The organism is Bacillus sp. DU-106 (assembly GCF_004799705.1).
GTDB classification, from domain to species: Bacteria; Bacillota; Bacilli; order Bacillales; family Bacillaceae_G; genus Bacillus_A; species Bacillus_A cereus.
The window spans coordinates 4,436,189-4,448,528 of the sequence record NZ_CP026607.1; the positions used below are offsets into that span (position 1 = coordinate 4,436,189).

The following is a 12,340-nucleotide window of genomic DNA, read 5'->3' on the forward strand; positions in this document are numbered from 1 at the left end:
CTTCCAAATTATAAAGATGGAACGGATGGTGTCCACACTCTTTTATGTTCTACTTCTTCCGCACGACTCTCTACTTCTTCCGTTTCTAAATCAAAAATCTTTGCAAATAACGCTAATTTTTCGCTCGCTCCCTCTTCAGCAGCTATTTCTTTCGCTACTAAAATTGGGTCTTTTAATAATTGATTAATAATACTTTTCGTATGCTTACTAATAACTTTTTTCTCACGATCACTAAGGTTTGGTATTTTTCGCTCTAGGCTTACCATCGTTTCACTTTGGATTGCAAGTGCCTTATCACGAAGAGCTGATATTAATGGAACAACACCAAGTGTACTTAACCACGTTTTAAACAGAACAATTTCCTCTTCAATCATAAATTGAATTTTCTCTGCCTCTTTCAAACGCTCAGCACGGTTTGCCTCCACTACTCCTTGTAAATCATCAATATCATACAAGAAAGAACCTTCTAGCTCATCAATCGCTGGATCAATATCACGCGGCACTGCAATGTCAACCATAAATAATGGACGACCAGAGCGCATTTTCTCCACCTTTGTCATCATCTCTTTCGTAATGACATACTCAGATGCACCAGTTGAACTAATTAAAATATCTGCTTCTAATAATGCACATTGTAATTCGCTTAACGATTTTGCATGTCCCATATATTTCTCAGCCATTACTTCTGCTTTCGAAAGCGTCCTATTCATAACTGTTACTTTACGAGCACCACTTCCATATAAGTTTTGTAGTGCAAGTTCGCCCATTTTACCAGCACCAAGAATAAGCACATGACAATCTGTTAACTCGCCAAATATTTTCTTTCCAAGCTCAACAGCAGCATAACTAACAGACATTGCACTTTCCCCGATTGTTGTTTCTGAGTGGGCACGTTTTGCTAATGTAATGACTTGCTTAAACAATTCATTAAAAATTGTGCCTGTTGCTTTAACTTGTTGCGCTTCTAAAAAGCTATCTTTTATTTGACCTAAAATCTGCGTTTCTCCGACTACCATTGAATCTAAACCGCACGTTACGCGGAATAAATGATCTATTGCGCCATCTTGTTCAAAAATAGTTAAATATGGCGCGACTTCTTCTATTTCAAGCTGAAACCAATCAGCTAAAAACTTCTTAATATAATACCGTCCCGTGTGTAATTGATCGACAACAGCATAAATCTCAGTGCGATTACAAGTTGACACAATGACATTCTCTAACACGCTCTTTTGATTTTGTAATGTAGTCATCGCTCGCTCTAGTTCTGCTGCCTGAAATGTGAGTTTCTCACGAAATTCTACAGGGGCTGTTCGATAATTTACACTAACAACAAGAATATGCACGCAGCATGTCCCCCTTCACCCGTTTTATCACTTTATCTACTATCATAATACAACTTTCCTCTTATGAATCTGACAATCGTGTGAACAACCGATTATTTTTTTATTTATTCTCCGTATGTAATAAAGGAGATTCAGTAAAACGAATAAAAATTTTCTACTTTATAATGATTATAAATTAATAACTCTATTTGTACGTTACCAAAAAAAGCCCTCATAATCAAGTGATGGAAACTATTCCATATGAATTATAACATCATCTTTCCTATCTTCTTTCATCATGAAGGAAAATATGTATGATTGTTCCAAATTGTAGCACGAACTTTCTCAATACAATGTATTTGACATTGTATTTCTTTTTCGTTATATTGGTTTTACAAAATTAAATTGTTCACAATTTAATAAGGAAGGAGTTATGTATGGTAGATAATTCTTTACATCTAGATAACCAACTTTGTTTTTCTATTTACGCCTGTTCTAGAGAGGTTACACGCTTTTACCGACCGTATTTAGAAGAAATGGGCATTACGTATCCACAGTACATTACTTTACTCGTACTATGGGAGCAAGATGGACTCACAGTAAAAGAAATTGGAGAACGTCTATTTTTAGATTCCGGTACGTTAACACCTATGTTAAAACGCATGGAATCATTAAACCTTGTAAAACGCGTTCGTTCCAAAGAAGATGAGCGAAAAGTATGTATTGAATTAACAGAACAAGGTAAAGATTTACAAGATAAGGCTTGTTCATTACCAACAACAATGGCAACAAATTTAGGAATTACAGAACAAGAATATCGTTCTTTATTAATTCAATTAAATAAACTAATTGAAACAATGAAAACAATTAATGATAGAAAAGGGGAATAAACATGGATAAATTATATACTGCTTCAGTAACTGCTACAGGTGGAAGAAACGGAAAAGTAGTCTCAGATGATGGCATATTAAATCTTGATGTGAAAATGCCGAAAGCACTAGGTGGTGCAGGCGGAGAGGCAACAAATCCAGAACAACTATTTGCTGCTGGTTATGCCGCTTGTTTTGATAGTGCATTACAACTTGTCATTCGTACAAAACGTGTGAAAGTAGAAAGTACAGAAGTAACTGCTCACGTTTCTATCGGAAAAGATACAGATGGTGGTTTCGGCCTATCCGCTGTACTTGATGTACATGTCGCTGGCGTTTCACATAGCGAAGCACAAGAACTTGTAGAAGCCGCTCACGGTGTATGTCCTTACTCGAAAGCAACACGAGGAAATATTGAAGTTACATTAAACGTACGCTAAAAAATTTAGCAAAACAAAAACGCGCGACATTCGTCACGCGTTTTTTGTTTTTGTAAATTTATGAATTGCTTTCCACGCTTCTTCTTTTCCAAGTCCTGTTTCAGAAGAGAATAGAACAATTTCATCGCCAATTTCAACAGCAAGCGTTTCTTTTACAACTTTTAAATGCTTTTGCCATTTCCCTTTCGGAATTTTATCGGCTTTCGTCGCAATAATAATTGTTGGGATTTCATAATGCTTTAAGAAATCATACATCATCACGTCATCACTTGTTGGTTGGTGACGTAAATCAACTACTAATACAGCTGCGTCTAATTGTTCACGCGTTGTAAAGTACGTTTCAATCATTTTCCCCCATGCAGCGCGCTCCGATTTAGATACTTTCGCATATCCATAACCTGGAACGTCAACAAAGTGCATCATCTCATTGATTAAGAAAAAGTTCAGCGTTTGCGTTTTTCCTGGTTTAGAAGAAATACGTACTAACTTTTTACGATTTAAAATTTTATTAATAAAGGAAGACTTCCCCACATTTGAACGACCTGCTAATGCAATTTCTGGTAAATCACTGTCTGGATATTGTTCTGGTTTAACAGCACTAATTACAATATCTGCTTTTGTTACTTTCATTGTTTCACTCCTACTAATGCGTGCTCCAATACTTCATCTAAATGAGATGCAAGCACAAACGTAAGGTTTTCTTTTACGCTCTCTGGAATATCATCTAAATCTTTCTCGTTTTCTGCTGGCAAAATAATTTTTGTTAAGCCTGCGCGGTGAGCACTTAATGTTTTTTCTTTTAAACCACCAATTGGTAATACACGACCACGAAGTGTAATTTCACCTGTCATACCGACTTCTTTACTTACAGGAATACCTGTTAGCGCAGAAATAAGTGCCGTTGCCATCGTAATACCTGCTGACGGTCCGTCTTTTGGAACTGCTCCTTCTGGAACGTGAATATGAATATCATTTTTCTCATGGAAATTCGGATCGATCTGAAGCTCTTCTGCACGAGAACGTATATAACTAAACGCAGCTTGTGCTGATTCTTTCATAACATCCCCAAGTTTCCCTGTTAAAATTAGTTTCCCTTTTCCTGGCGCTACAGAAACTTCAATGGCAAGTGTATCGCCGCCTGCTGCTGTGTAAGCTAGACCTGTTGCCATACCAACTTGGTCTGTTTTTTCAGCTTGCCCATAACGGAATATGTGTTTACCAAGTAAATCAACAATCTTTTTCTCTGTCACAACGATACGTTTACGTTCTGCTGTAACGATAATCTTCGCTACTTTACGGCAAACTTTTGCAATTTGGCGCTCTAGCGTACGAACACCAGCCTCACGTGTATAATAACGAATAATCTCAAGCAGCGCTTCATCACGCACTTGTAAATTACCTTTTCGTAAGCCATGTTCTTTTAATTGTTTCGGCAATAAATGCTCACGAGCAATGTGTACTTTTTCAAGTTCTGTATAGCCAGCAATCGAAATGATTTCCATACGGTCAAGTAATGGACCTGGAATACTTGAAAGTGTATTAGCAGTTGCTACAAACATAACTTTTGATAGATCATATGGTTCTTCAATGTAATGATCACTGAAGTTATGGTTTTGTTCTGGATCTAATACTTCAAGTAATGCCGCTGATGGATCTCCACGGAAATCGTTAGACATTTTATCAATCTCATCTAATAAGAAGACTGGATTAACTGTTTTCGCCTTTTTCATACCTTGAATAATGCGTCCTGGCATTGCTCCAACATATGTACGGCGGTGACCACGAATTTCAGATTCATCACGTACACCACCAAGAGATACACGGACGAAGTTACGATTCAATGATGTTGCAATTGAACGCGCTAACGAAGTTTTGCCGACCCCAGGAGGGCCTACTAAACAAAGGATAGGTCCTTTTAATGAATTCGTTAACTTCTGTACAGCTAAATATTCAAGTACACGCTCTTTCACTTTTTCAAGACCGTAATGATCGTTATTTAAAATCTCTTCCGAATGAGCAAGATCAATTATATCTTCTGTTGCCTCTGTCCACGGAAGCGCTAATAACCAATCAATATAATTGCGAATAACACCACTCTCCGCAGAACTTGCTGGTAACTTTTCATAACGATCTAATTCTTTCAGCGCAGCCTTCATTGTTTCTTCCGGCATTCCTGACTGTTCAATTTTCTCACGAAGTTCTTCTACTTCTCCGCCCTTGCCTTCTTTGTCGCCAAGTTCAGTTTGAATCGCCTTCATTTGCTCACGTAAGAAATATTCTTTTTGCGTGCGCTCCATGGAACGTTTCACTTTTTGCCCAATTTTCTTTTCTAGGCTAAGTAACTCTTGTTCATCTTGAATAATTGAAATAAGTGTTTGTAATCGTTCTTTTACAGATACAATCTCTAGAATCTCTTGTTTCTGCTTCGTTTTAATCGGCAAGTGAGAAGCAATTAGATCAGCTAATCTCCCTGGTTCTTCCACATCAGCTACCGTTGCAAATGTTTCATTTGAAACTTTTTTCGAAACTTTAATATATTGTTCGAAATGCTCCAGTAACGTACGCATAAGAGCTTTCTCTTCTAAATCATCTTCTACTTCTTCAGTTACCGTTTTAATCGACACTTGTACTACATTTTCTTCTTCGATAAACTCTATTACTTCTGCTCTATGTAAACCTTCCACAAGGACACGAAGCGTACCGTTCGGCAATTTTAACATTTGCTTCACTTTCGCCACCGTACCTACACTATATATGTCATCTTCTTTCGGATCATCGATATTCATTTCTTTTTGCATTGCTAAAAAGATGATATTTTCATCCATTGCCGCCTGCTCTAGTGCTTGTATCGATTTATCACGTCCTACATCAAGATGCAAAACCATCGTTGGATATACGAGAACGCCTCTTAATGGTAGGAGGGGCACGATTCTTTCGTTCGTATTCATACTAGACATAGCACCTCCATAATAAATTAAACTCCTGTTCAACTATTTTATATTACAATACACCTAGATGCAATTGCTGAGATTCCGCGCAATTGTAAATAGCTTGTTTTTCTACCTCACGAAAAGAAAAAAGACTCCGATTAAGCATACAAACTTAAACGAAGTCTGGCAAATTTTATTATTGTTTATTTTTACATAGATTGTGCATCAGTTTCGTCTACCTTAGTATGTACATCTAGCTCTCTATGCATATTTTCTTGCATAAACGTTAACTCAAATACTTCTTTTAACTTACGGACAGGAATAATTTCAATTCCCTTGATCGTATACAAAAATGGTTGCATATTTTCAGCAGGAATAATGACTTTCTTAGCTCCCGCTTTTTTCGCAGCTTTTATTTTTGCGTACACGCCACCAATAGGTTTTACTTCTCCGTGTATACTTATTTCCCCTGTCATCGCTACTTCATTATTTACATACGTGCGGTGCACCGCAGAATATACACCTGTTGCCATAGCGATTCCTGCAGAAGGGCCATCAATCGGGATACCACCTGGAAAATTAATATGTATATCATATCCTTCTGGCAACACATCTAAAGAACGAAGTACTGTTAATACATTATCAACAGAGCCTTTCGCCATACTTTTACGACGAATCGATTTCGTTTGACTACCAATACTTTCTTCTTCCACAATTCCGGTAACATTTACCGATCCTTTATCTTTCGCCTTGATTGCTGTTACTTCAATTTCTAATAACGCACCTGTATTTGGTCCGTATACAGCAAGACCATTTACAAGACCAATCCTTGGAATCGGATAAATGCGCTTTTCATATTTCGGTGTAAGCTGACTTGAGTGAACAACCCACTCTATATCTTCATCCTTAATGAAAGAACGTTCTTCATTTATCGCCATACCAGCAGAGATTTGCACGAGATTAATCGCTTCTCGTCCATTCCTTGCATACATCCCGATCATTTCAATACCATTTTCACCTATTTGCATTTCCACTTTTTCCGCGGCATTTTTCGCTACTTTTTGAATTTCTTCCGTATCTAATTCACGGAAAAATACTTCTAAGCAACGTGACCGAATAGCAGGAGGAATTTCCTCTGGCGAACGTGTCGTTGCTCCAACTAAGCGAAAATCTGCCGGTAAGCCTTTTTGGAAAATATCATGTATATATGTTGGGATCATCGTATTTTCTTCACTATAGTACGCACTTTCTAAAAATACTTTTCGATCTTCTAACACCTTTAACATTTTGTTCATTTGAATCGGATGGAGCTCGCCAATCTCATCAATAAACAAAATACCACCATGTGCATCTGTTACAGCACCTTTTTTCGGTTGCGGAATACCTGCTTGCCCCATCGCCCCAGCACCTTGATAAATCGGATCATGCACCGAACCTATTAAAGGGTCTGCGATACCACGTTCATCAAACCGAGCTGTTGTCGCATCAAGTTCAATAAATGTTGCATTCGTACGAAATGGAGATTTAGGATTTCGTTTCGCTTCTTCTAATACAAGACGTGCTGCCGCTGTTTTCCCAACACCTGGCGGGCCATATATGATTACATGTTGCGGATTCGGACCACAAAGAGCCGCTTTTAACGACTTAATTCCGTCCTCTTGCCCTACAATATCTAAAAAGGTTGTAGGACGCACCTTTTCTGCTAGCGGCTCTGTTAAAGAAATCTCACGCATTTTACGAAGCTGTTCTAATTCTTTTTTCGATTCTCGATCAATTGAAACTTTTTGTGTTCGTTGATTTCGAAGTAAATGCCAGAAATACAATCCGACAATTACACCAAAAACAAGTTGAACAACTAAAAATATATTTGTCCAGCTCATTATTTATTTCCTCCCGCAATATTTTATCTCTTAGTATTTCCGCGGAGGAACGTAGCTAAACATAAAGAAAAACAGCAATTATAAAAATTGCTGTTTCCCTTTCGCATTATGCAGATGTTTTTGTATCAAGTACAGTACCGTCTTGTAACACCAATTTTGGCGGCTCATTATCAGCTACTGTTTCTTTTGTAAGAATACACTTCTCGATATCTTTACGAGATGGAAGTTCGAACATTACATCAAGCATTAAGCCTTCAATAATAGAACGAAGTCCACGAGCACCCGTTTTACGTTCAATTGCTTTTTTCGCAATTTCGATTAGTGCACCTTCTTCAAACTCTAACTCAACATCGTCAAGCTCCAATAATTTTTGGAATTGCTTAACAAGTGCATTTTTCGGTTTCGTTAAAATATCAACAAGAGCATCTTCATCAAGTGGCTCTAGGTTCGCAATAACTGGAAGACGACCGATAAACTCTGGAATTAAACCAAATCTTAAAAGATCCTCTGGTAATACGTGAGATAAAACATGCTTCTCATTCACATCAGCATTTTTCTTCTCAGAACCAAATCCAATTACTTTTTCACCAAGGCGACGTTTAATAATCGGCTCAATGCCATCAAACGCTCCACCACAAATGAATAAGATGTTCGTTGTATCAATTTGAATAAACTCTTGGTGCGGATGCTTACGACCACCTTGAGGTGGAACGCTTGCTACAGTACCTTCTAAAATTTTCAGAAGTGCCTGCTGCACACCTTCACCAGATACATCACGTGTAATTGATGGATTTTCGGACTTACGTGCCACTTTATCAATCTCATCAATATAAATGATTCCTTTTTCCGCTTTCTCTACATCATAATCAGCTGCTTGAATTAATTTTAGTAAGATATTTTCTACATCTTCCCCAACATATCCAGCTTCTGTTAAAGATGTTGCGTCCGCGATTGCAAATGGAACATTTAAAATACGCGCTAAAGTTTGTGCCAGTAATGTTTTACCACTACCTGTTGGCCCGATAAGTGCGATATTACTCTTCGCTAATTCTACATCATCAATTTTGCTGTTAGAATTAATGCGTTTGTAATGGTTATATACCGCTACCGCTAGTGCTTTTTTCGCGCTATCTTGCCCGATGACATACTCATCTAAGATTTCACGAATTTCTACCGGTTTCGGTACATCTTTGAATTCTACTTCTTCGTCCTTCGCAAGCTCCTCTTGTACAATTTCAGTACAAAGTTCGATACACTCGTCACAAATGTAAACACCTGGACCTGCCACTAACTTTCGAACTTGCGTTTGTGTTTTACCACAGAAAGAACATTTTAATTGCCCTTTTTCATCATTAAATTTAAACATATTTTCACACCCCTTACAAAGTGCTAACCTCTTGCCTTCGTATGTACACGATAAATGTATCGTATGTAAATACATATTATGTCACTACGTGGCGAGAAATACAAATAATATGACTAGTTATGTACAAATAAAAAATTTTTAAAACTTTTGAAATATGTATATTCGACTTGTAAAGGAACTTTTCCTTCTCCATCGAAAAGTTTTATAAATATATTTCTATATTTATAAAACAAGGCACGATTTTAATCGTGCCTTGTTATTTTATTATGCAGCGTTTTCTACTAAGAAGTCTACAGCTTTACGCACTTTAAGATCTTCAGCTAAAGCGTCTACGCTTCCAAGAGCTTGCTTGATAGCGTCTACTGGCATACCGTACATTTCAGCCATTTTTTCAACTTCTGCAGTTACTTCTTCTTCAGTAACTTCGATGTTTTCAGCTTCAATGATAGCTTCAAGAACAAGATTGATTCTTACACGTTTTTGTGCATCTTCTTTCATTTGCTCTTTTAATTTGTCAGCATCAGTACCTGTGAATTGGTAGTAAAGCTCAAGGTTCATACCTTGTTGGCTTAAACGTTGCTCGAATTCACGAACCATACGATCTAACTCAGTGTTGATCATAGCTTCTGGAATTTCGATTTCAGCGTTAGCAGCAGCTAATTCTACTACTTCGTCACGTACTTTGTGCTCAGCTTCGTGCTTTTTGCCTTCTTCTAAGTTTGTGCGAAGTTTTGCTTTTAATTCATCAAGAGTTGCAACCGCTTCGTCTGCTTCTTTAGCGAACTCGTCGTTTAACTCAGGAAGTTCTTTTGTTTTGATTTCGTGAATTGTTACTTTGAATGTTGCTGGTTTGCCAGCTAATTCAGCAGCATGGTACTCTTCTGGGAATGATACTTCAACGTCTTTAGACTCACCAGATTTAAGACCGATTACTTGCTCTTCGAAACCTGGGATGAATGTACCAGAACCGATTGCTAGAGAGTAGTTTTCGCCTTTTCCGCCTTCAAATGCTTCGCCATCAACGAAACCTTCGAAGTCGATTACAGCTGTATCACCGTTTTCAACAGTTCCTTCTTCTTTAACAACTAGTTCAGCTTGACGTTCTTGTAAAGATTTTAATTCGTTCTCTACATCTTCGTCAGTTACAGTTGTTTCAACTTTTTCTACTGCTAAACCTTTGTACTCACCTAATTTAACTTCAGGTTTCACTGTAACTTTTGCAGTGAAGATAAGGTTAGCATTTTTTTCGAACTTCTCGATGTCGATTTCAGGATGATCAACTGGGAAGATACCAGCTTCTTCAATCGCTTCACCGTATGCTTTTGGTAAAATGATATCTAAAGCATCTTGGTATAAAGATTCAATACCAAAGCGTTGTTCGAATAATGGACGAGGCATTTTTCCTTTACGGAAACCTGGTACGTTAATTGTTTTTACTACTTTTTTGAACGCAGCGTCGATAGAGTTGTTTACTTCTTTAGCATCAACTTCGATTGTTAAAACGCCAACGTTACCTTCTAATTTTTCCCATTTTGTAGACATTTATTCTTTCCCTCCAACTATAATAATGTATGCACATACCTCTATAGATTAAGATCTTCATTATCTCTTTTTTGAAATAACAAATACACAAATAATCCTCTAGCAAAAGCTTTCAGATATAATGTTCCAATCTACTAATTGCCCAGAAGACAACTACGGTATATTTTGTTCGAGAATAATATGAAACATATTAAGTAAGAGAATTACACTTCTCTTCTCTTACAAACAGGCAGTTTTCTGCCTTTTGCAACCCTTACATTATAACATAGAATATGCTCGTTTCAAGAACTGAACGATTCTTTTTCATAATTATACGGGCAAATATCCTTCTCTTTCAACACGTAATAACCATTGATAGGCAATATGAAACTCTTCCAATTCGATATTGTATGCTGCCATAAGCTCTTCTTCATCAATAGCCAATCCGAAACGCTTTCTTCCAATTCTCTCTAAAACAGCTGACCAAATCTCTTCTTTATCCATTAATAGAGCAAATGGGAAAACACTAATTTGCAATTCTTTCCAATATGTAACCATTGCTTCAAATATATCGGGATAATTTTGCTCTAATCGACTTGATAATTTATGTATAATGTTATTGGATTGCTCCTCATTATGACCTGTAAATGCTGGAATTACCTTAATCGTATTCCCAAACTTTTCTACCTCTATTTCCTCTTCTACCTGACTTTCTATCATTTTATACAAAATAGAAGTTTTCAAATAGGGGTGTTGCTCTTCTTCTATTAAAAATTTCTTTAAAACAGGTAATGCAAGATCTAAGTCTTTTAACGAAAGTCGCTGAATCGCTCTTAGCTTCTGTCCAAAGTTTTCTCCAAAAATTTCATTAGTAAACTCATCCAACTCAAAATTTGAATCCACTAGCGATGCGTCTCCCTCATTGAGCATACCTTCTGCAAATAAAGCAAGTTGCGCTAATTTTTCCTTTTGATCAGGCATTATATCTTTCGTTTGTAAAACCTTTTCAACAGTTTCAATAACACCTTCATAATCATTTGTTTGAACTAAAATAGTCACGTACGTTTCAAGAATATCACCAAATAAGACAACTCCTGTTTTAAGCAACTGTTCACATTTGTCTTTCGCTTCTTCCATACGTTTTAATTCGAGTAAACAAATAACTGAAGCTAATTCCGTTTGTTCCGTTTCCGCATTATACTGACGTAATATTTCAAAGCAGCGCAATGCATCTTCGAACTTCCGCTCTTTCAGCGCTAAAAAACCTTCATCAATATAGCGCTCTGATAGTTGTGGAAACAATACGACCGTATTTTCTTTTTTATCCATACGTCCGCCTCTTTTTCTTGATTTTAATTATGTTCAAAGTAAATATATCAAATGCGTAATGAGAACACAACATCCCAAAACTATTTGTTTGAAATATAAAAATATTTAATTTTTACATTCCAATACGAATAAATCTCTACTAAAAATTAAAATTGTACAAATAAAAATCCCCAGCAACAAGCGCAGAGGATTCATCATTAATGGAAAGCTTTTATAATTGTGGGGTATATTACAAGGGTAATAATTTGGAGAACAATAATTGCCATAACAATCATGCTAAAATAGAAGATTGGTTTACTTCGCTTCATTAAAAACATAATAATAAGCATCGTACAAGCAAACAAACTTAAGAAGAACAAACTTGTTGTCGAACTAAGTATACCACTTGGGACAAAGAACAATAACACTACACTACAAGTACCTATAATTCCAAATAACCATTCCATTCATTCACTCATTCCCTTTCCCTCTCATGGCTGTTTTCTCTAAGCAATCAAATGTTTCACAACATCAACTACATACGTTAATTTCTCATATGCTACAAATCCAAAAGCAACCGTTAAGCCCGTTACAACTAATCCTTTCATCATTTCTGCCTCCTCGTTTTATCGTTGTTATCTTCATTATAAAAGATTAGCAATTTGTTACCATCGAACTACCTTACAGTTACCTTACAGAATTGT

Annotated in this window: 10 protein-coding genes; 2 read left to right on the plus strand and 8 right to left on the minus strand. The window is 36.8% G+C overall.

The genetic code is table 11. The annotated features are described in order from the left end of the window. Window positions 1-8: 8 nt before the first annotated feature. Window positions 9-1,343 carry a glutamyl-tRNA reductase gene (gene hemA, locus C3Y97_RS22560; RefSeq protein WP_000547868.1) on the minus strand — a complete coding sequence of 445 codons (1,335 nt, stop codon included), beginning with the start codon at window positions 1,341-1,343 and terminating at the stop codon, window positions 9-11. Between the two features lie 416 nt (window positions 1,344-1,759). Between hemA and C3Y97_RS22565 the strand changes: the two genes are divergently transcribed. Together C3Y97_RS22565 and C3Y97_RS22570 are read left to right on the plus strand one after the other, a co-directional pair. Next, the gene (locus C3Y97_RS22565; RefSeq protein ID WP_000228198.1) at window positions 1,760-2,212 is read left to right on the plus strand and encodes a MarR family winged helix-turn-helix transcriptional regulator; all 453 of its coding nucleotides are present in this window, start codon (window positions 1,760-1,762) and stop codon (window positions 2,210-2,212) included. A gap of 2 nt (window positions 2,213-2,214) precedes the next feature. Then, window positions 2,215-2,631 carry an organic hydroperoxide resistance protein gene (locus C3Y97_RS22570; protein WP_000359781.1) on the plus strand — a complete coding sequence of 139 codons (417 nt, stop codon included), beginning with the start codon at window positions 2,215-2,217 and terminating at the stop codon, window positions 2,629-2,631. 33 nt (window positions 2,632-2,664) lie between these two features. Here C3Y97_RS22570 and ysxC read toward each other — a convergent pair whose 3' ends face one another. The 7 genes from ysxC to C3Y97_RS22605 all read right to left on the minus strand — a co-directional run bounded on the left by ysxC (window position 2,665) and on the right by C3Y97_RS22605 (window position 12,103). Further along, window positions 2,665-3,261 (minus strand): ribosome biogenesis GTP-binding protein YsxC, encoded by a 597-nt coding sequence (ysxC, locus tag C3Y97_RS22575; RefSeq protein ID WP_000869116.1) that lies wholly within the window; start codon window positions 3,259-3,261, stop codon window positions 2,665-2,667. Beyond that, window positions 3,258-5,588 (minus strand): endopeptidase La, encoded by a 2,331-nt coding sequence (gene lon, locus C3Y97_RS22580; RefSeq protein WP_000097289.1) that lies wholly within the window; start codon window positions 5,586-5,588, stop codon window positions 3,258-3,260. The genes ysxC and lon overlap by 4 nt, the downstream gene beginning before the upstream one ends. 182 nt (window positions 5,589-5,770) lie before the next feature. After that, window positions 5,771-7,441, minus strand: a complete 1,671-nt coding sequence (lonB, locus tag C3Y97_RS22585) for an ATP-dependent protease LonB (RefSeq protein WP_000119176.1) — start codon at window positions 7,439-7,441, stop codon at window positions 5,771-5,773. Between the two features lie 106 nt (window positions 7,442-7,547). Beyond that, window positions 7,548-8,807 carry an ATP-dependent protease ATP-binding subunit ClpX gene (gene clpX / locus C3Y97_RS22590; RefSeq protein WP_000472289.1) on the minus strand — a complete coding sequence of 420 codons (1,260 nt, stop codon included), beginning with the start codon at window positions 8,805-8,807 and terminating at the stop codon, window positions 7,548-7,550. 264 nt (window positions 8,808-9,071) lie between these two features. Beyond that, window positions 9,072-10,349 carry a trigger factor gene (gene tig, locus C3Y97_RS22595; RefSeq protein WP_000105215.1) on the minus strand — a complete coding sequence of 426 codons (1,278 nt, stop codon included), beginning with the start codon at window positions 10,347-10,349 and terminating at the stop codon, window positions 9,072-9,074. Window positions 10,350-10,658: 309 nt separating this feature from the next. Continuing rightward, on the minus strand, window positions 10,659-11,657 hold the full coding sequence (locus tag C3Y97_RS22600; protein ID WP_000358277.1) for a hypothetical protein: 999 nt from the start codon (window positions 11,655-11,657) through the stop codon (window positions 10,659-10,661). A gap of 197 nt (window positions 11,658-11,854) precedes the next feature. After that, window positions 11,855-12,103: a hypothetical protein gene (locus tag C3Y97_RS22605; RefSeq protein WP_001983650.1), complete on the minus strand. Its 249-nt coding sequence runs from the start codon at window positions 12,101-12,103 to the stop codon at window positions 11,855-11,857. Window positions 12,104-12,340 lie beyond the last annotated feature (237 nt).